Raw genomic sequence first — 18950 nt, 5'->3', positions numbered from 1 at the left:
GATGAGGCCGATTCGCCTGCTGACTCGCTGGTTACTGACGCTGGTGGCGGTGGTGCTGGCCCTCGCCGCACTGCTGTCGGTGGTCCTGCGTCTCTCCCTGGGCCAGGTGGATCGGCTGGAAAGCACGCTGATCGACATGGTCGAGTCTCGCTTCGAGGCCGAGGCCCACCTGGTCGAAATGAACGGGGCGCTGCGGGGGCTTGACCCCGAGCTGTCGCTGGATGGCCTGCGCCTGGAAGCGCGCGACGCCCTGGGCAGCTATCCGCTGCTGGAAGTCGAGCAGGGTGAGGTGCGTCTGGATACCCTGGCCAGTCTTCAGCAGGGCATTCCCGTCGCCGACAAGGCGCATTTTCAGGGCGTGACCCTGCATCTTTACCAGGATCGTGAGCGTCGCTGGTTGTGGCCCAAGCCTGCCCGGATTCCCCCCGAACTCATGCCTGATGGCGAATTCAACCTGCAGCGCCTGGACTTCTGGGTCGGTGTGATGCTGCGTCAGCGCGCCTGGGTCGATGATCTACGCGTGGTGCTCCACGGGCGGCGGGAAGTGACCACCCTGCATGCGCCCCGGCTGTTGATGACCGGGAACGAAACACGCACCCACATCGAAGGCGAGATTTTCATCGAAGATCGCTCCATGGAAGCCATGGAAGTGGTGATGGCGCTGACCCCGGGCACCCGCGACGCCGGCAATTTCAGTGCGGCGCTGCAGGGCACCATGCAGCTCGACAGCCTGACCGGACTGTCACGCTTGATCGGTATCGAAGACGTGCTCAGGCTGGATGAGGCCAGCGGTGATGCCACGGTATGGGCCCGTTGGGATAACGGACGGCTGGCGGATGTGCGCCTGGATGTACGGGCGCCGCGTATCGCGCTGAACCAGGATGATCATGGCCCATCGTCGGTAGCCCCTGAGGCACCCGCGGCAGAGCATGGCGGCATCGTGATGACGGGGGCCGAGCTGAGAGGGCAGTGGCTGCGGCGTGGGGTCGATGACTGGGAAGCCTGGTTCGAAGGCGACACTGAAGACGTGCTGTGGACGGGCAACGACGGTGAACAGGCCCCTGAGGGCAGCGCGCTGCCGCGTTTCTGGCATGTGGCCAGTCGAGAGGATGGCTGGTGGGCCAACGCCAGTGACTTCGAGCTTGGGGCGCTGGCCCAGTGGCGGGAGAGGGTGCGCCTGCCCGAAGGGCTGTCGCGTGCGGTATCGGCGTTGCAGCCAAGAGGACGCGTCACCGGGCTAGGTTTTGGCAAGCGCGAAGGCGAGTGGCGGGCCCGCGTCAGCGCCGAGGGCGTCGAGGTGGATCCCTGGGAGGATGCGCCAGGTGGGGGCCCCCTCGATGTGTGGGTCGAGGCCGACGGCACTCGAGGGAAAGTCGACTTTGTCGATACCGGTGCAGCGTCCATGTACTTCCCTAACCTGTTCTCGGCACCGATGGCACTGGACTACGCCACCGGCCAGGTGCAGTGGTCCTACGATGGTCCGCGCAGCTACGTCAGTGGGCGAGATCTCCAGGTAGGCTGGCGCGGTGCCAAGGTCGACGGGGAATTTGGCCTGGCGATTGCCGGAGACCGGCGCGGAGGCTTCGGCCTGTCCCTCGATATGCGTGACGTCAACGCCCGCGATACCGCGCTCAGTGAGTGGCTGCCGATGCCGCTGCTGCGAAACGATGTCGACCCTGAGCTGGCCGAATGGCTTGCCAGCGGCCTGGCGGGGCGGGTGCCCCAGGGACAGCTGAGGTTGCACGTGCCCCTGCGTGAGCAGGACAGCCTCGACAGTGATGGCGAGGGTGGTGACAGGTTGGACACCACACTTGGGCTTGAGCTCGACATTGTCGATGGGCGTGTTCCCTACGCCGATGGCTGGCCAGCGCTGGAGCAGGTGCGTGGACATCTGTCCGTCGAAGACGATAGCCTGGAAGCCCGCGTCGATCATGCTGAAAGCCTGGGAGTGGTCACAAATGATGCTCGCGTCAGCTTGCAGGACCAGGTGCTGAGCGTAGATGGACCGCTGACTGCCTCGTTGACCGATCTACTGCGGTTCCTGGGCGAGATGCCGGTGGATGGCGTCGACGCCGCCAGTGACTGGCAAGGCGAGGGGCAAGTCCAGGGTGAGCTGGCCTTGCGTATGCCGATGGACGACCCTGACGGACTGTCTCTTAGCGTCGAGGCCAATGCCGAAGCGTCATCGGTCACCCACCAGAGCACCGGGCTTTCCTTCGAGAATGTTCGCGGGCCGCTGACGTGGCAGCAGCAGGGCGACGATGGCGGCCTGTCGGGGCGACTTGATGGTCGCGTGCTGGGCGGTGACGTGACCGCAGAGCTGGAAGGCAGCAACGACAGCGTTGCCCTGTCGGGGCGTGCCGAGGCGCCTGCGCTGCTGGACTGGGCGGGACTGCCTTCGGGGGCGTTGCTGTCCGGTGCCTTTCCATGGCGCGGGCGCTTGAACCTGGAGGCTCAGCGCTTGCAGCTCGACAGTACACTGGAGGGCCTGACGATCGAGCTGCCGGCCCCCCTGGGCAAGCGTGCCGCGGAGCGTGTATCTCTTGCGCTGGATCTACGCCTGGGTGAAGCCATGAGCCTGAGTGCCGAGTACGGCAACAGTGTCGGCGCCAGGTGGCGCGATGCCGGTGGTGGCCAAGGCCAGCTGTGGATCGGTCGGTCGGCGCCTGCCGCCTGGCCCAGGGAGCGGGGCGTGGCGGTGTTGGCGCATCTTCCAAGGCTGGATCTCACGGCCTGGGCGGATGCCCTCAAGCCCCTGGCCGGCAGCATGCCGGGTGGTGGTTCCGGCAGTGGCAGTGGCAGCGTGGGTCTGGCCAGGGTCGAGGCCCGCAGCGACTGCCTCAGCGACGGCGACCGCTGCCTGGGTTCCCTGGTCATCAATGCCAGTCCCGAGCAGGGCGGCGGCCAGCGCTGGAACGCCTCGCTGGACGGTAGCCTGCTCAGTGGCCAGATGCGCTATCGGCCCGGCACCCTTCAGCCACTGGTGCTGGATCTCGACCGACTGACCTTGGATGACCTGATTCCGGCGTCTTCAGGGCAAGCGGTCGCCGGGGCCGAAGCCGGTTCACTGTTTGGTGAGCTTGAGGTGGCCGAGGAACCCGCCGAGTTTCCTGCCCGCGTGCGAGATCTGCCTGACGGGCGGCTCGACATCCGTACCATCCAGTACAAGGGCAATCGGATGGGCCCTTTCAGCGGCGAGTGGCGGACCCAGGATGATCGTCTATCGGTAGACCCTGTCGCCTTGACCCTCGGCGAAGTCAGTGCCAATGGATCACTGATCTGGGAAGCCTCTGGTAGCAGCCACAGCCTCACCAGGTCCCGGCTGGCGTTGACCGGGGGGGATCCTGGTACCGCCCTGGCTGCGCTGGGCCAGGAGGTCGCGGTGCGTGCCGAGCGTCTGGATGTGGACAGTCAACTGGCCTGGCCCGGCGCGCCCTGGCAGTTCGCCCTGGCCCGTTCGAGGGGTAGCCTGGAGGTGAGCATGCTGGACGGTGCCTTCGCCAACATCAGTTCGCCATCGGCCAAGGTAGTGGGGCTTCTTAATGTCGATAACCTGCTGCGTCGACTGCGCCTGGACTTCACCGACGTCACCGGTTCAGGAACCGCCTTTGACCGTGTCAGCGGTAACGCAACCCTGTATGGTGGAGTGCTGGAAACCGATGGGCCGATCCGCATCGACGGACCGGCGACCGACTTCACGCTGGACGGCTCCGCCGACCTCGCCAGGCGTCAGCTGGACCTGATGCTCGGCGTCACGGTGCCCGTCAGCAACAACCTGCCACTGGCCGCTGTGGTCGCGGGCGCTCCCATCGTCGGTGGGGCGCTGTTCGTGGCCGACAAGCTGTTCGGTGACGTCATCGATCGGGTGACGCGAATTCACTATCTGGTGCAAGGTCCATGGACGTCGCCCCAGATCACTCTGGAAAGTGCCCAATGACATCACATCCTGCGAGCCTCGAAGAGGCGGTTGCCACTCTGTTGACCCCCGGCGGGCTTGACCTTGGCGGACTTGATGCCGGTCTGCGGCATGCCCTCGGGCCGGGCATCGACTATGCCGACCTGTATTTCCAGCGCGCCTGGCACGAAGGCTGGGTGCTGGAGGATGGCGAGGTCAAGGAAGCCAGCTACAACATCGACGGTGGTGTCGGGGTGCGCGCGATGGCCGGTGAAAAGACCGGCTTTGCCTATTCCAACCAGATTACCGCGGATGCGCTGGCGGAGACCGGACGAACGGCCTCGGGCATCGTGCGAAGCGGCGCCAGCCTCAACCAGGCGCCCCGCATCGTGGTCAGTGCAGAGCCCCGCTATGCGGGCATCGACCCCTTGTCGGGCCTGTCGGCCGAGGACAAGGTCGCGATGCTGAAGCTGGCCGACCGGGTGGCCAGAGCAGCCGACCCCAGCGTTACCCAGGTCAGTGCCTCGCTGTCCGGCGTCTATGAAGTGGTCCTGGTCACGGCCAGTGACGGCACCCTGGCGACCGATGTACGTCCGCTGGTGCGCTTCAACGTGAGCGTGATTGCGTCGCGTAATGGGCGTCGGGAACGGGGCAGCGCGGGAGGCGGTGGTCGTTACCCTATGGCGCGCCTGCGTGACGAGGGTGTCGCCGAAACCTATGCCAAGGAGGCCGTGCGCCAGGCGCTGGTCAACCTGGAAGCCGGGGATGCGCCGGCCGGGCAGATGCCCGTCGTGCTGGGGGCCGGGTGGCCTGGAATTCTGCTGCATGAAGCGGTGGGACACGGGCTTGAAGGTGACTTCAATCGCAAGGGCAGTTCCGCGTTCGCCGGCCGTATCGGTGAACGGGTGGCGGCGCCAGGGGTCACCGTGGTCGATGACGGTACGCTGACCGATCGGCGTGGTTCGCTGTCAGTGGACGATGAAGGAACGCCGAGTCAGTGCACCACCCTGATCGAGGACGGCATCCTCAAGGGCTACATGCAGGACAAGTTGAATGCCCGCCTGATGGGCATGGCACCGACTGGCAATGCTCGCCGCGAGTCGTTCGCGCACATGCCGATGCCTCGCATGACCAACACCTACATGCGGGCCGGCCAGGACGACCCGGAAGACATCATCAAGAGCGTCTCTCGCGGTCTTTACGCCGTGAGTTTCGGTGGCGGTCAGGTCGATATCACGTCCGGCAAGTTTGTGTTCTCTGCCAGCGAGGCGTATCTGATCGAGGACGGTCGCATTACCGCGCCGGTGAAGGGGGCTACCCTGATCGGTAACGGGCCCGAAGCCATGGGCCGAGTGTCGATGATTGGACACGACATGGCGCTGGACACCGGCATTGGCGTCTGCGGCAAGGAGGGGCAAGGCGTTCCTGTCGGCGTGGGTCAGCCCACCTTGAAGCTGGATGAGCTGACGGTTGGCGGCACCCAGTCGTGAGCGCCGCCTGACACCTACCCATGGGCGCGAGGTTCAGCGCCTTGGGTGGTGCAGGTATAGATGTCTCAGGTCGCGGTTTTTTCAGTTCTAAGTTTTCAGGACTGAGTTTTCAGGTCGTGCTGTGTAAGCCGACCCGAATGGCCGCCGCAAGGCAAGATGGCACCCGGCGGGGCTAGAGTCCCGCCGTGTCGCGCAGCAGTTTATAGAGCCGTTTGGCGTTGGTCGGCGGCTTGTTCTGCTCGCGCTCCTTGCGGGCATTGCGGATGAGCTGGCGCAGTGCCTGACGGTCGGCGTGGGGGTAGTCCGCCAGGAAGGGTTCGACTGCGTCGTCGCCTTCTTCGATCATCCGGTCGCGCCACTTTTCCAGGCGCAGAAAGGCATGGTCGCGCTGCACCTGGGCCTGTTCGATTTCATCGAAGACGGCCTGAATGGCGTCGAGGTCTTCCTTGCGCATCAGTTTGCCGACGTACTGCATGTGGCGCCTTCTCGCCTCGCGGGCACGGATGCGATCGGTTTCCTCGATGGCGCGCAGCAGGTCGTCCGAGAGCGGGAAGCGTGCACGTTCGTCCGGTTTCATGGCGATGAAGCGTTCGCCCAAAGCCTGCAACTCGTGCATTTCGCGCTTGAGTTGTGACTTGCTGGGGCGGTCGTCGGGGGAGAGGTCTTGCTGGGTCATACCGGGTCCCTGATGAAGGCAGCTGGGGCAGCGAAGAGGCGAACGCCAACAGGCGGCGCCCGCCAAAGCTCAGGAGTATACCAGCCCGAGCCGACATGAGCGGCAAGGGATGACAGTCTCAAGCGGTCGATCGGGCCGCAGAAGGAGTAGAAGATGACACAGGCGTTTGATGCCACAGCCCAGCAGAGATTGCTGGAAGGGCGCGCCGAGAGCGCTGTAGCACTGGCCCGGCGGCTAGGAGCTGATGCCTGCGAGGTAGGTGCCAGTGTCGATCAGGGGATCGGTGTCAGCGTGCGTGAAGGCGATGTCGAGTCGGTTGAGCTGTCCCGTGATCAGGGCATTGCGGTGACCGTCTATCTCGGTCAACGCAAGGGCAGTGCCTCCTCCACCGACGCCAGCGATGCGTCGATCAAGAGCGTGGTCGAGAAGGCTATCGCCATCGCCCGCTACACCGGGGAAGATCCCGCTGCGGGCCTGGCCGATGCGCAGCTTATGGCGACCGAACTGCCGGATCTCGATGTCCACCATCCCTGGGCGCTGGAAACGGACGAGGCCATTCAGCGAGCCCTGGCCTGCGAAGCCGCCGGACTTGCTCGTGAGGGCATTCGCAGCTCTGACGGTGCCAGCCTGTCCAGCGGTGAGGGGGTGCGTGTCTACGCCAACAGCCACGGCTTCATGGGCAGCCAGCGCGGCAGTCGTCACTCATTGTCGTGCATGCTGATCGCGGAAGACGCCTCCGGCATGCAGCGCGACTACGATTACACCAGTGCCAGGGACCCCAGGGCCCTGCGCGATCCTGCCGAGGTCGGCGACAGCGCTGCCGAACGCACCCTGCGTCGTCTTGGTGGCCAGACGCCGCAGACCGGCCGCTTTCCGGTCATGTTCGACCCGAGTCTGGCCAGTGGCCTGGTAGGACACTTGATGTCGGCCCTTGCTGGAGGCGCGATCTACCGGGATGCATCGTTCCTGTGCGGGCGCCTGGGTGAGGCGTTGTTCCCGTCCTGGTTCGGTCTCGGTGAGCATCCGATGCTGGTGGGCGGCATGGCGAGCAGCCCGTTCGACGGTGATGGCGTGCAGACCCGTGACAATCGCTTTATCGAAGATGGCCGCATCGCCAGCTACATGCTGTCCGCCTACAGCGCGCGGCGCCTCGGCATGCAGACAACGGCCAACGCCGGTGGTGCGCGCAATCTGCGCCTGGTCGGTGCCACCACGCCCCATGGTGACATGCTGGCGCAGATGGACCGTGGGGTGCTGGTGACCGAGCTGATGGGGCAGGGGGTCAACGGCGTCACCGGCGACTACTCCCGTGGCGCTGCCGGTTTCTGGGTCGAAAATGGACGGATCCAGTATCCGGTCGAAGAGTTTACCATCGCCGGGAACCTGTCACGCATGTTCCAGGGTCTGGTGGCGCTGGGGGACGATGTCGATACCCGCGGCAGTATTCACAGCGGCAGCTGGTTGATCGATGAGATGACGATCGCTGGCAGTTGAGGCCCGAGAGCTGTGCCCATCACAGCCGATACCCTGGCCCAGGGTTGACGTAGGATGTGGAATGCGGCGCTATGCTGACAGTAATGATCGAGTCAGGCATGGGGAGCGTCATGGTGTGGAGACAGTGGGGTGGCTGCCTGGGGGCGGTGATGTTGACGCTAGCTTGCGTTCAGGCGGACGAGGGGGGCGGTACCGGCGCTGGCGATGCCGTTACCCTCGATACCTATATCAGGGCCCAGACCGACCACCATTTTCAGCGCTACGCTGATGACGGTTACTTCGGCACGCTACGCCATGATCGCGCGCCACTGCCTGCAGACGCGGACGTGCTGCGCCCCAATCGAGATGTGTTGCACAGTGTGGGTCTATTCGACCTGAGTTCTCCGGTAACGATCTCGACCCAGGCGGATCCCACCCGACTGCAGTCACTGCAGGTCGTGAGTCAGGACCATTTCACTCCACTGATGGTCTATGGGGGGCGTGAGATCACCCTGGACCAGGACACGGTGGGGTCACGCTATGCCCTGGTGATGGTCCGCACCCAGGTCGATGCAGACTCGCCCGAGGATATCGCCAAGGCCAACGCCCAGCAGGACGCCATCGAGTGGTCCCAGGCCGAACAGGGTGAGATGACACTGCCCGACTGGGATGTGCAGGCTCTGGCTGACGTGCGTGAAGCGGTATTGGGCTTGTCACCCTTCCTGTCGGGTAGTCACCGCATGTTTGGCGCCGAGGGTGACGTCGACCCTGTGCGCCATCTGTGGGGGACCGCTGCCGGTTGGCTGGGCCAGCCCATTGAAGAGGCGTACTACGTCACGATCAATCCGTTGCACAACGACGGCGATACCCCTCAGGTGCTGATGCTGCCGGTCGATGTGCCGGTCACCGGGTTCTGGTCGGTGACGGTGTATGACGACCAGGGCCGCTTGATCGACGGCGCCGACGGCGCCCAGTCGGTGACCAGCAGCACGGCGGATGCCAACGAGGATGGGTCGGTAACGCTGCATTTTGGCGGGGATCCCGACGTGCCGAACTATCTGGCGATTGAGCCTGGATGGAACTATACCCTGCGCTTCTACCGACCTACCGAGGCGTTGACGAAGGGGGAATGGCTGCCCCCTTCGCCGACTCCTGTGGGTTTGCCCGTGCCTGCTTCCGACTAGAACCATGCTCCCACGTCGGGCGTGGGAGCATCGCTCATGCTTGCGAGGCAGACAGCGCCTGGTCGAGATCGCTCAGCAGGTCATCGATGTGCTCGATGCCGATGGACAGTCGGACCATATCGGCGCTGACACCGGCGGCGGCCAATTCCTCGTCGTTCAACTGGCGGTGGGTAGTGGCGGCCGGGATGGCAGAGCAGGTCTTGGCATCGCCTATGTTGACCAGTCGAAGGATCAAACCGAGAGCGTCATAGAAGCGTGCCCCCGCATCGCGCCCGCCCTTGATACCGAAGCTAAGAATGCCTGACGCTTTGCCTTGCAGGTAGCGGATCGCGAGCCCGTGATCCTTGTGGTGTTCGAGTCCTGCGTACTTCACCCACGAGACGGCGGGATGCTGCTCCAGATATTCCGCTACCTTCTGGGTGTTATCACAGATACGCTCGATTCGAAGCGATAGCGTTTCCAGGCCCTGCAGCAGGTTCCAGGCAGCCTGGGCGCTGAGTGCCGCGCCCATGTTGCGCAGTGGCACGACGCGGGCCCTGGCGATGAAGGCGGCCTCACCAACGTCACGGGTGTAGCTGATACCGTGATAGGACGGGTCCGCTTCGTTGAGCAGGGCAAAGCGCTCGGCATGGGAGGCCCAGGGGAAGCGTCCGGAGTCGACGATGACGCCACCGACGGTGGTGCCATGGCCGCCAATGTATTTCGTCGCCGAATGCACCACGATGTCGGCGCCGTGGTCGATCGGGCGACACAGGAAGGGGGTGGCCACGGTGTTATCGACAATCAGCGGTAGGCCATGGTCATGGGCCAGAGTCGCCAGCGCGCCAAGGTCGACGACGCTGCCCGAGGGGTTGCCGATGCTTTCGCAGAAAATGGCTTTGGTTCGGGCATCGATGTGGCCGGCGATGGTGTCCAGGTCGTCCTTGTCGGCAAAGCGGACCTCGATGCCCTGTCGAGGCAGCGTGTGGGCAAACAGGTTGTAGGTGCCCCCGTACAGCTCGCTGATCGAGATGATGTTGTCGCCGGTTTCGGCGATGGTCTGGATGGCGTAGGTGATTGCCGCCATCCCTGAGGCCACCGCGAGTCCGGCAATACCGCCTTCCAGTGCCGCTACCCGCCCCTCCAGCACGCTGCAGGTGGGATTCATGATGCGCGAGTAGATATTGCCTTCGACCTTCAGGTCGAACAGATCCGCGGCGTGTTGCGCGTTATCAAATGAAAAGGACGTGGTCTGATGAATGGGCACCGCCACGGCATTCTGGTTGTCGGGCGTGTAGCCGTGATGCAGTGCGATCGTGTCCGGCTTCATGGGGGCTCCTTGTTGTGGTTCGGGTGGACTCAGAATAGTGGGCCGACCGGTCGCTGTCCTCAATATATTGAAACGTTCTAATTTATGGAGGCGTCCAAAATGTCCATAGAACCCACCGATGGCCAGGTCATGATCGAACACGCACGTGTTTTCGCGACGGCTGCCCACTGTGCCATTGGCCAACGCCGCAAGTATCTGGAGACTCCCTACATCGAGCATCCTGCCGCGGTTGCCGCCTTGGTGCGCGAACATTGTCCGAGTCGGCCGGAGCTAGAGGCCGCGGCGTGGCTGCACGACGTGCTGGAGGATACCGAGGTCAGCGAGATGACCCTGCGTGAGCTGTTTCCTGCTGACGTGGTGGAACTTGTGGTGGCCTTGAGTGACCTTGAGGGGCCAGAGGTCGGCAATCGCGCCGCGCGCAAGCGGGTCTCGCTGGAACGGTTGGCACGCGCTGGTGGGGATGCACAGACCGTCAAGTATGCAGATCTGATTCACAACACCGGCTCTATTGTCGAGCACGACCCTGGCTTCGCGCGGATCTACCTCAAGGAAAAGCGAGCGCTACTGGAGGCCATGGACCAGGGGCAGGACTCGCTCAAGCGGCTAGCCTGGGCATCGTTGGAGCAGGCCGAGGCCCGTCTGGGCAGGCGATAGAACGGTCCGGTACAGGCATCAGCAGGCGTCAGCCTAGCCGCGAATCAGGCGGGCGCCTCGAGGCACTTGGTCATACAGGTCGTTGCAGTCACCGGGAGGAGGCTGGCGGTCTGGCGTCAGATCCAGGTACCAGATGCGGCAGGCACCTGGCGGGGGGAGCGCGTCTTCCGGTAACTGCAGGCTGTCGAGAGCGTCATACTGTCTGTCGCCTCGGCGCTCCGTCAGGCCGTCCGCGGGGGACGCGCTGGAGCAGCCGCTGACCAGGCAAGTGGCGAGTACGAGCACCCCCAGCAGCATGCCCGCAGATGGAGTGGTACCGGCCGCACTGCGCCGAGCGCCATAAAGGCGGAGATGTCTCATCAATGGCTCCCTCGTCAACCTCGGACCATGGCACGCGGGGTCATGGTTCCACGTAGGAGAAAGCCTAGCATGACTGGCGCCGCCGAGGCCGGGACGCGCTTCGCTATGGCGTGCACTCTGCTCGTCTATTCGTTTGCTCGTCCGCTCGTCTGTTCGTTTCATACGGGCGTCAGTGCACGGTCACCACTCGGCAGCGGGCGTGATGACTGACCTTGCGTGACACGCTGCCTTCGATCAGGGCCTTGAACTTGCCCATACCGCGATGCCCCATGACGATGGCGTCGACGCCGTGCTCACGGGCCACGTCGAGGATGACCTGGCCTGGGCTGCCGTGGCGCAGCAGGATCATCGGTTTGGAAACCCCCAGGCTCAGCGCGTCACGCCCGGCGTTGTCGAGAATCTCTCTGCCGATGGCCTCTCGCTCATCCAGGGCAGCACCAGCGGCGATGGCGGAGACGCCCCAGACGAAGGCGGGTTCCGAACCGAGCTCTTCTGGCACGTGCAGCAAGACTAGCTGGCCGGCGCTTGCGTTTCCGGCGGGCGAAGTATCGTCGCTGCGATGGGCATTGAGTAGCGTGCAGGCCACCTTCAGCGCTTCACGGGAGTAGCAAGAGCCGTCTACCGGTACCAGAATCTTGGTGAACATCGCCGCGGTCCATGTGGTGACTGATCATGCAGGAATTGTAGGATCAGAGCGTCCGCCAAGTTCTTGATTTGGATCATGATGGTCAGCGTTTACGGGCGCCCAGGGCTATTGTTGGTGCTTCAGCCGTCTGGCCTGCAGCGGCGCAGCGCCCAGCAAAAAGCCCCGGGCGTCGGTAGGGACGCCCGGGGCTTGGCTGAGTCGTTTGGCGTCAGTGATCCAGATAGAGGTAGTGCTGCCAACCGAGCATGCGAAGGAGCACCTTGCGCATGATGGCCACGTGATGGAAGTGCTCGGTGTAGACCGCCGCCTGGGCGCTGATGCCCAACGGCAGGTCGGGCACGTCCTGGTCCGGCAGCAGCCGCAATGTCACCAGCGCCGGAGCATCCACTGTCTTGAAGGCGTCTGCGCCCAGCAGGCGATCTCCTGCCGCGACCTGAGACTCGGCGATGGCGGGAAGCACCTCGATGACCTCTGCGCTGAACACCTGGCCAGGCAAGGCCGTGAAGGTCAGCTCTGCTTCGTCACCCTGCTGGATGCGGTTCAGCGCCTGCTGACGGAAGGCGCCAGTAAAACGACCTGGCTCATCGTGCACGAAGACTCCCATCGGCTTGAGCGGCAGCGGCACCGCCATCATGCCGGGGCGTACCGCCAGCTGGGTAAGATACCCGTCTGTCGGGGCTCGGATAATGGTGTTCTCCAGGTCGTACTGGGCCTGGGCCAGTTCGGCCCGCTTGGCGATCACCAGTGGGTCCTGATCATTGGCATCGGGACGCTGTTCCGCTTGAGCTCTTTCCAGCGCTGCCTGGGCCTGGGATACCCGGGCGGCGGTGGTCTCGGCGACCTGGGCCGCTTCATCGATCTGCTGTCGACTGAAGGCCGATGAGGCCGCCTGGTAGCGTGCCAGGGTGCGCTGGGCCTGGTTGCGATCCGCCTGGGCGGCCAGCAAGTTGGCTTCCGCCTCAGCCACGCCTGCGCTGCGGCTGTCAGAGTTGCGCAAGGTGTCTTCCAGCTCGGCGGTCAGACGCTCCACCTTGGCTTCGAACTGCCGTGCATCGAGGGTGAACAGCGGGGTGCCGGCCTTGACCAGGGTGTTGGGGGATACGTTGACCGACGTGACGCGGGCTCGTACTTCCGACACCAGCGGCGTGACGGCGTAGGCCTGACGCACCTGGCGAGTGAAGGGGTGGTTGTAGTTCATCAACAGCACCAGCGTCGAGACGATAATCACGCCGCCCAGAAAGGCGGTGGGCACTGTCCACTTGTTCAGTGGGATGCGAAACACCTTGAAGATGACGATGCAGATGGCGGCGTAGGTCAGGACGATAAGCAGATCCATCAGGACTGGCCTCCCTGCTGGGTAGAGCTGACGGTCTCGGCCGTCGGGGTAGCCTGCCCTGATTCCTGCCGATCAAGCCGCTGCCTGAGCTGCTCCAGCTCCGCCCTCAGTTGATCGATCTCGTTGCGTTCCCTGGCCTGTTCCTGCTCGATCTGCTGAAAGCCCCAGCCGCGATCATCGCGATACAGGGTGGCCCAGATCCACAGGAAGGGCCACAGCACATGCAGGGTGAAGAGGCTGACCCAGCCCGCTACGTGGATAGCATCCTGATGAGGATGATTGCGCTTCTTGGCGATGCCATAGGGAATGTCGTGAATGACGATAACCCCGTAGAACAGCGTCAAGGCGACAAAAAAGAGAATGCCAAGGGCAAAGTAGTTCAGCATGCAGGGGCCTTTTTTCTTGAATGCTTTTGGAAGAACGCACATCCCGTACCGTTCGCCGCTAAAGATAGCACGAGCGGTGGTCCGATTCGTCGCGGCTTCGTGGCAGTTGTCAACGCGCCGGTGGCCACAGCACAGCGCCGCTATGCCAGAGCGTGATATGCGACGAGAGGGGGGAGGCGAGCGATGTCCTCAGGCATGTGAGCGCGATGGCTATCGCTGCAATAAAGCGATCAAAGAGGACAAGTGGGCGTCATCACGGAGCGCCTGGCGAGGCACGTTCCTAGCACCTTCCGAACATGTTCTGAAAGAGTGACGTCACGATTCGGTCACGTTCGATAATCTAGTGCGTCGAGACAACGTGGTCGGGATCGGGAAAAGCTGAGGGATATCAAGATGGTGCGGATGGGGAGACTCGAACTCCCACGCGCTAAGGCACTAGAACCTAAATCTAGCGTGTCTACCAATTCCACCACATCCGCATGCAGGTGAGCGGTGCACATTGTACGTTGCTTGACCGGCAAGTCAACTTTTTCAGCTGTTGGGCGACGCCGCAGCCATCAGGGCCCAGGCGGATGGCGATGGGCCCTTGGTGACAGGCCGCTCATGTCTGAGGCGAAGGGAGCATGCCGTAGGCAATGAGCACTAATGCAATGAGAGCTAGTGCAATGAGAGCTAATTCAATAAGAACAAAGGCAGCGAGACAAAAAGGCAACGAATCAAGCGACGCGATAAAGCCAAGGCCTAACCGGAGGGAAGCGTCAGGTACTCGGCGGCCTGCTGCGCCAGCTCCTTGTGGTCCCTGCCTTCCAGGCGGGGAATGATGCCCAGGCAAGGCCCCGGTAGCCGCGCGGTCAGATGGGCAAGGTTGTCCTGGTAAAGGGTTTCATCTGCCGCAAAGTCAGCGTCGATGAGGTTGCCAATCCAGCCAGCGCAGACCACGCCGTCACGGGCCAGCGCTTCTGCGGTCAGCAAGGCGTGATTGAGACAGCCCAGCTTGAGGCCAATGACAACAATGACCGGCAGCCTAAGGCGAGGGGCCAGGCCTGCCAGGTCTTCCTGCTCATTCAGCGGGACGCGGTAGCCGCCAGCGCCCTCGATCAGCGTCAGGTCGCGGCCCAGCGCCAGGGACGGCGCAATGGTCCGTTCCAGCCTGGCCAAGGTCAGCTCGGCGTCGGCGTAGCGCGCTGCCAGATGAGGGGCAATGGGGGGCTCGAAGGCATAGGGATTGATCGTGGCGTAGTCGACCTCAGGCCGACTCTGGGCCTGGAGCGTCAAGGCGTCGATGTTTCTCAACCCTGCAGCCGTAGCTTGGCAGCCAGACGCCACCGGTTTCAGGCCCAGGGTGCTGAGGCCCTGGCGTCTGGCGAGCGCCAAAAGCGCGGAACTGGCGAGGGTCTTGCCGGCATCGGTGTCGGTGCCGGTCACGAAATAGCAGGTCATGGCACGGGTCCATCTTACAGAAATCTGAGGGTCATGGGGAGCCAGAGAGCTCAGCGGGTGAGTACCAACGTCAGCTGGTGGTAGGTCACGGGAAGTCCCTGTGGCGTGCGCAAGCGCTCGTAACGCTGCTTTGCCTGGGCCAGTTCCCGGCGGGTCAGGCCAGCGCCAGGCCGCGCCACCTGGGCGCCGACGCCCTTGATGGAAGCCATCACGGCGTGAATGTCCGGGTAGTGAAAGGTGACCTCGCGGGGTCGCAGGACGGCATCCTGCCAAGGGCTCTGATCGACCCACTGCTGATGCTGAGCCAGGCTGGGAAACACCAGCACGCCGCTGGAATGGCCGGGACGCTGCCATGCGCTGGCCACCTCATGCAGGGTGCCGGGTAGCAAGGTGTTGATCACCGCCCGGCCGCCCGGGCGCAGGACGCGATGCACGTTTGCCAGTACCTGCGCCAGGTCAGGACACCATTGGATGGCCAGGTTGGATACCAGCAGATCGATGCTGGCCGTCGCCAGAGGCAGGGACTGGGCATCTGCCTTCAACCACACAGGAGACGATGCACTGGCGCTGCAGGGGCGTGAATCGTCCGGACGGGCAGCATGACGGCGAGCTTCAGCGAGCATTGCCAGTGACAGGTCCAGTCCTATTACCTGGGCGTTGGGATAGCGATCGCACATCTGCCAGGTGAGATCCCCTGGGCCGCAGCCCAGATCCAGGACGTTTTGGACGGGCTCGTGATCATTCACCGTATTCTGGCGAGCCTGGGCGTGCCGTGGCGGCAAATCGTCGAGCAACGACTGGGCCATGGCGAGCTGCGCGCGGGCAAGCTGCCGATAGCGTGGGGCTGCCCGTGAAAAGGCCCGATCCACCCGTTGCCGCCAATGGCTGGCGGAGGTCTCATCACCGAGTGGTGCGTCCTGTGTCAGCGTTGCCATGCTGCCTCCCTCGGGGTAGGTCGGTCGCGCTCGGGCCTGGAGGTCTGACGGGGGTAGCCGTGTCCTGTTGACTGGCGGTGCGCCAGCAGGCGCTGTGCCTGTCGCTCCACCGCCTCGACCAGCCGCTGCGGTTGGCTAAGCATGGGGCAGTGTCCGCTGGCGGCGATGCGCTCATCCGCGGCATGGCGCACCGCAGGCGCCATCAGCGGGTCGTCGTGTCCGCACAGGGTGGCCGTCGGGCAGGGCGGCTTGAGGAAAACGTCGTGAATATCCTCCTGGGCCAGCGTCGAGAGTCCTTGTGCGAGAGTGGCGTGATCGGCCTGTGCCTGCGGTCTCAGCAGTGCCTTGAGCGACGCCAGTGACGGGCGAGGCTCAGGCTCTGCCGATAGCTGCCAGCGTAGGAAGTGCTCGACTGCCCGGTCTGGGTCACGGTGAAAGGCGCTGTTGAAGTCGGCGAGTGCCTGTTGACTGACCCCTGCGGGGTGGCAGAAGGTCGGGCCCATGCCGATCAGCACGAGCGCATCAGGAGGCCCCATGACACGTGCCAAGGCGGCAGCCTGAAGAGCTCCCAGCGACCAGCCCACCCACACCACCGAGGTATCCTGGTCGGGCAGCAACTCAGGAGACATGGCCTCGGCAAGCTGACTGATGGAGCCCGGGTCAGCCAATGGGGACGACGACTTGGTGCCCATGCCCGGCCAGTCAATGGCATGCACATCCCAGCCCTGGGACCAATGCGGGGCGAGAGGGGCAAAGACACGGGCATCGATGGCCCAGCCTGAGAGCAGTACCAGGCGGGTCATGCGCCAACCTCTTCCATGCTGTCGGCCGGGACCAGCCGCTGACAGCTGGCCAGGGCGTCAAGCAGGCGCTGGATGTCGTCGTGGCTGTGGCCGGCGGTTAACGTGATGCGCAGTCTGGACTGGCCATTGGGCACGGTGGGCGGGCGAATCGCTCCGACCTTGATGCCACTGGCTTCCAGCAGCCGCGCCCACTCCAGGGTGCGTGACTCATCTCCCAGCAATATCGGTTGGATCGGTGTGCGCGATGGCAGCAGTGGCAGGCCCAAACGCGACGCCTCATCCCGGAACAGCTGCACCAGCGAATGCAGGTGCTGCCTGCGCTCGGGTTCCGCGTCAAGCAGCTCCAGGGCCTTGAGCGAGGCTGCGGCCACCGGGGGCGGCATGGCGGTGGTGTACACATAGGGCCGGGCGAACTGAATCAGGTGCTCGATCAAGGCATCGTCTCCGGCGACAAAGGCGCCGCCAGTGCCGAGCGCCTTGCCCAGAGTGCCGACAAGGATCGGCACCTGCTGGCTGTCGTAGCGCTGACCCACACAGCCGTCACCACGCTCGCCCAGCACGCCAACGCCATGGGCATCATCGATCATCAGCCAGGCCCCATGGCGCTGGCACAGTCGGGCCAGCGCCCCGACGTCGGCGCAGTCGCCGTCCATGCTGAACACCCCGTCGCTGATGGCCAGTGCCAGGGACTTCTCCGGCGCACGGGTCATCAGCCGGTCGAGGTCGGCCAGGTCGAGGTGGTGGTAACGGCGTGAGCGGGCGCCCGCCAGTCGTGCCCCGTCGATCAGCGAAGCATGGTTGAGACGGTCCTGATACACCTGAACATGGGGATCGCACAGGGCTTGAATGACCCCAAGGTTGGCCATGTAGCCGGTGGAGAAGAGCAATGCTCGCGGCCGGCCGGTGAGTCGTGCCAGGGCCTCCTCGAGGGCCTCATGCAGCTCACCATGGCCGGTCACCAGATGCGAGGCTCCCGCGCCGCTGCCGTAGCGACGAGCGCCGTCGCTGGCCGCTTCGGCCAGGCGTGGGTCGGTGCGCAGGCCCAGATAGTCGTTGCCCGCCATATCGAGCAGCGCGAGATCCCGCCGCTGTGTCTGGCGTTGGCGCCAGCGCTGGGCCTGCCGGCGTTGGTCGGCGCGTAGCCTCAGGTAATCGTTCCAGGTCTGGCTCATGGTGTTCTCTGTGCCTTGCATTGCCCCCGCTTGGCATCGGCAATCAGCCGCAGGGGCAGGCAGGTGAAAGGCATCTGGGGCAGCGTCGTTAGACGGCGGCGTCGTAGTACTGCTCGCTTTGGGCGACGCTGGCCTGACGTTTCACCTCACGGCTGAGGGCCTCCGCCTGCTGCTCGTCGGTGGCGCAGCTCTCGCGCTGTTCCGGGTGCAGGCCGAGCTTGGCAAACAGCGCCTTGTCGCGTTCCACCTGGGGGTTGCCGGTGGTCAGCAGGGTGTCGCCGTAGAAGATCGAGTTGGCGCCTGCCATGAATGCCAGGGCCTGGGTCGACTCATCCATCTGCTCGCGCCCGGCGGACAGGCGGACATGGCTGGCCGGCATCATGATGCGGGCGACAGCGATGGCCCGCAGGTATTCGATGGGGTCGAGGTCCTCGACATTCTCGAGCGGAGTGCCGGGCACCTTGACCAGCATATTGATGGGCACCGATTCGGGGTGCGGCGACAGGTTGGCCAGCTGCCTCAGCAGGCCTGCGCGGTCCCGAGCGGACTCGCCCATGCCAAGGATCCCGCCGGAACAGATCTTCATGCCGGCATCGCGCACATTGCCGAGGGTGTCGAGGCGGTCGGCGTAGCTGCGCGTAGTGATGATCTCGCCGTAGTACTCGGGGGAGGTATCCAGGTTGTGGTTGTAGTAGTCGAGACCAGCATCCGCCAGCTGGCGCGCCTGATCCCCATCGACCATGCCGAGCGTCATGCAGGTTTCAAGACCCAGCGCCTTCACTTGCTTGACCATTTCGAGCACGACGTCCAGGTCACGCTGGCGCGGGCTGCGCCAGGCGGCTCCCATGCAGAAGCGGCTGGCGCCAGCGTCCTTGGCGGAACGGGCCTGGGCGACAACTTTCTCGATCTCGAGCAGCTTCTCCTTGTCCAGACCGGTGTTGTAGTGGCCGGACTGGGGGCAATACTTGCAGTCTTCCGGGCAAGCGCCGGTCTTGATCGACAGCAGGGTGGACACCTGTACCGCATTGGCATCGAAGTGCTGGCGATGGATCGTCTGTGCCTTGAACATCAAGTCGTTGAAGGGCAGTGCGAAGAGGGCCTCGATTTCATCAAAGGACCAGTCGTGGCGCGGGGTACTGTCCAGGGCTAGGGTGGAAGAAGAGGTCACGGTGGCCGACATGGAGTGTCTCG

The 18950-nt window shown here is 64.2% G+C and carries 16 protein-coding genes and 1 tRNA gene; 5 read left to right on the top strand and 12 right to left on the bottom strand.

All coding sequences use genetic code 11. From position 1 onward, the window contains the following. The first annotated feature begins 1 nt into the window (after position 1). Together KUV86_RS18825 and tldD are read left to right on the top strand one after the other, a co-directional pair. Positions 2-3937 (top strand): YhdP family protein, encoded by a 3936-nt coding sequence (locus tag KUV86_RS18825; RefSeq protein WP_222486138.1) that lies wholly within the window; start codon positions 2-4, stop codon positions 3935-3937. Then, a complete protein-coding gene (gene tldD, locus KUV86_RS18820; RefSeq protein WP_222486136.1) occupies positions 3934-5385 on the top strand; it encodes a metalloprotease TldD in 1452 nt (483 codons plus the stop codon). The genes KUV86_RS18825 and tldD overlap by 4 nt, the downstream gene beginning before the upstream one ends. A gap of 172 nt (positions 5386-5557) precedes the next feature. Here the strand turns inward: tldD and yjgA are convergent, their stop codons facing one another. Then, entirely contained in the window at positions 5558-6061 is a 504-nt protein-coding gene (yjgA, locus tag KUV86_RS18815; RefSeq protein ID WP_206943348.1) for a ribosome biogenesis factor YjgA, read from the bottom strand. 153 nt (positions 6062-6214) lie between these two features. On the opposite strand from yjgA, the gene pmbA reads away from it, so the two are divergent. Beyond that, positions 6215-7555 carry a metalloprotease PmbA gene (gene pmbA, locus KUV86_RS18810; RefSeq protein ID WP_206943347.1) on the top strand — a complete coding sequence of 447 codons (1341 nt, stop codon included), beginning with the start codon at positions 6215-6217 and terminating at the stop codon, positions 7553-7555. A 71-nt stretch (positions 7556-7626) separates the two neighbouring features. Further along, a complete protein-coding gene (locus KUV86_RS18805; protein WP_222486134.1) occupies positions 7627-8718 on the top strand; it encodes a DUF1214 domain-containing protein in 1092 nt (363 codons plus the stop codon). A gap of 34 nt (positions 8719-8752) precedes the next feature. Here the strand turns inward: KUV86_RS18805 and KUV86_RS18800 are convergent, their stop codons facing one another. Further along, positions 8753-10027, bottom strand: a complete 1275-nt coding sequence (locus tag KUV86_RS18800; RefSeq protein ID WP_222486132.1) for an O-acetylhomoserine aminocarboxypropyltransferase/cysteine synthase family protein — start codon at positions 10025-10027, stop codon at positions 8753-8755. Between the two features lie 99 nt (positions 10028-10126). Here KUV86_RS18800 and KUV86_RS18795 point away from each other — a divergent pair, with 99 nt between their 5' ends. Continuing rightward, a complete protein-coding gene (locus KUV86_RS18795; RefSeq protein ID WP_261397713.1) occupies positions 10127-10681 on the top strand; it encodes an HD domain-containing protein in 555 nt (184 codons plus the stop codon). Between the two features lie 33 nt (positions 10682-10714). Here KUV86_RS18795 and KUV86_RS18790 read toward each other — a convergent pair whose 3' ends face one another. The 10 genes from KUV86_RS18790 to bioB all read right to left on the bottom strand — a co-directional run bounded on the left by KUV86_RS18790 (position 10715) and on the right by bioB (position 18939). Continuing rightward, positions 10715-11041 carry a hypothetical protein gene (locus KUV86_RS18790; RefSeq protein WP_222486130.1) on the bottom strand — a complete coding sequence of 109 codons (327 nt, stop codon included), beginning with the start codon at positions 11039-11041 and terminating at the stop codon, positions 10715-10717. 169 nt (positions 11042-11210) lie between these two features. Next, positions 11211-11687 (bottom strand): universal stress protein, encoded by a 477-nt coding sequence (locus KUV86_RS18785; RefSeq protein ID WP_222486128.1) that lies wholly within the window; start codon positions 11685-11687, stop codon positions 11211-11213. 208 nt (positions 11688-11895) lie between these two features. Continuing rightward, on the bottom strand, positions 11896-13023 hold the full coding sequence (locus tag KUV86_RS18780) for an HlyD family secretion protein (protein ID WP_222486126.1): 1128 nt from the start codon (positions 13021-13023) through the stop codon (positions 11896-11898). Then, positions 13023-13409: a DUF3302 domain-containing protein gene (locus KUV86_RS20110; RefSeq protein ID WP_206943339.1), complete on the bottom strand. Its 387-nt coding sequence runs from the start codon at positions 13407-13409 to the stop codon at positions 13023-13025. The genes KUV86_RS18780 and KUV86_RS20110 overlap by 1 nt, the downstream gene beginning before the upstream one ends. A gap of 394 nt (positions 13410-13803) precedes the next feature. Then, positions 13804-13888 (bottom strand) — tRNA-Leu (locus KUV86_RS18770). Positions 13889-14150: 262 nt separating this feature from the next. Next, entirely contained in the window at positions 14151-14849 is a 699-nt protein-coding gene (gene bioD, locus KUV86_RS18765) for a dethiobiotin synthase (protein ID WP_222486124.1), read from the bottom strand. A 50-nt stretch (positions 14850-14899) separates the two neighbouring features. Then, entirely contained in the window at positions 14900-15784 is an 885-nt protein-coding gene (locus KUV86_RS18760) for a methyltransferase domain-containing protein (RefSeq protein ID WP_222486122.1), read from the bottom strand. Beyond that, a complete protein-coding gene (locus KUV86_RS18755; RefSeq protein ID WP_222486121.1) occupies positions 15772-16587 on the bottom strand; it encodes an alpha/beta fold hydrolase in 816 nt (271 codons plus the stop codon). Before KUV86_RS18755 ends, KUV86_RS18760 begins: the two co-directional genes overlap by 13 nt. After that, positions 16584-17759: an 8-amino-7-oxononanoate synthase gene (gene bioF / locus KUV86_RS18750; protein ID WP_222486119.1), complete on the bottom strand. Its 1176-nt coding sequence runs from the start codon at positions 17757-17759 to the stop codon at positions 16584-16586. Before bioF ends, KUV86_RS18755 begins: the two co-directional genes overlap by 4 nt. An 88-nt stretch (positions 17760-17847) precedes the next feature. Next, positions 17848-18939: a biotin synthase BioB gene (gene bioB / locus KUV86_RS18745; RefSeq protein ID WP_222238650.1), complete on the bottom strand. Its 1092-nt coding sequence runs from the start codon at positions 18937-18939 to the stop codon at positions 17848-17850. Positions 18940-18950: the final 11 nt, after the last annotated feature.

It is taken from the genome of Halomonas sp. DP8Y7-3, assembly GCF_019801675.1.
In the GTDB taxonomy this organism is placed as follows: Bacteria; Pseudomonadota; Gammaproteobacteria; order Pseudomonadales; family Halomonadaceae; genus Halomonas; species Halomonas litopenaei_A.
Note: the sequence above shows the minus strand (reverse complement) of the source record. Positions and strands in the feature narration are given on the sequence as shown.

Bases quoted from the DNA above. Each gene is read 5' to 3' on its own strand.
- KUV86_RS18825 (WP_222486138.1), top strand. From the start codon at position 2: ATGAGGCCGATTCGCCTGCTGACTCGCTGGTTACTGACGCTGGTGGCG.
- tldD (WP_222486136.1), top strand. From the start codon at position 3,934: ATGACATCACATCCTGCGAGCCTCGAAGAGGCGGTTGCCACTCTGTTG.
- yjgA (WP_206943348.1), bottom strand. From the start codon at position 6,061: ATGACCCAGCAAGACCTCTCCCCCGACGACCGCCCCAGCAAGTCACAA.
- pmbA (WP_206943347.1), top strand. From the start codon at position 6,215: ATGACACAGGCGTTTGATGCCACAGCCCAGCAGAGATTGCTGGAAGGG.
- KUV86_RS18805 (WP_222486134.1), top strand. From the start codon at position 7,627: ATGCTGACAGTAATGATCGAGTCAGGCATGGGGAGCGTCATGGTGTGG.
- KUV86_RS18800 (WP_222486132.1), bottom strand. From the start codon at position 10,027: ATGAAGCCGGACACGATCGCACTGCATCACGGCTACACGCCCGACAAC.
- KUV86_RS18795 (WP_261397713.1), top strand. From the start codon at position 10,127: ATGTCCATAGAACCCACCGATGGCCAGGTCATGATCGAACACGCACGT.
- KUV86_RS18790 (WP_222486130.1), bottom strand. From the start codon at position 11,041: ATGAGACATCTCCGCCTTTATGGCGCTCGGCGCAGTGCGGCCGGTACC.
- KUV86_RS18785 (WP_222486128.1), bottom strand. From the start codon at position 11,687: ATGTTCACCAAGATTCTGGTACCGGTAGACGGCTCTTGCTACTCCCGT.
- KUV86_RS18780 (WP_222486126.1), bottom strand. From the start codon at position 13,023: ATGGATCTGCTTATCGTCCTGACCTACGCCGCCATCTGCATCGTCATC.
- KUV86_RS20110 (WP_206943339.1), bottom strand. From the start codon at position 13,409: ATGCTGAACTACTTTGCCCTTGGCATTCTCTTTTTTGTCGCCTTGACG.
- bioD (WP_222486124.1), bottom strand. From the start codon at position 14,849: ATGACCTGCTATTTCGTGACCGGCACCGACACCGATGCCGGCAAGACC.
- KUV86_RS18760 (WP_222486122.1), bottom strand. From the start codon at position 15,784: ATGGCAACGCTGACACAGGACGCACCACTCGGTGATGAGACCTCCGCC.
- KUV86_RS18755 (WP_222486121.1), bottom strand. From the start codon at position 16,587: ATGACCCGCCTGGTACTGCTCTCAGGCTGGGCCATCGATGCCCGTGTC.
- bioF (WP_222486119.1), bottom strand. From the start codon at position 17,759: ATGAGCCAGACCTGGAACGATTACCTGAGGCTACGCGCCGACCAACGC.
- bioB (WP_222238650.1), bottom strand. From the start codon at position 18,939: ATGTCGGCCACCGTGACCTCTTCTTCCACCCTAGCCCTGGACAGTACC.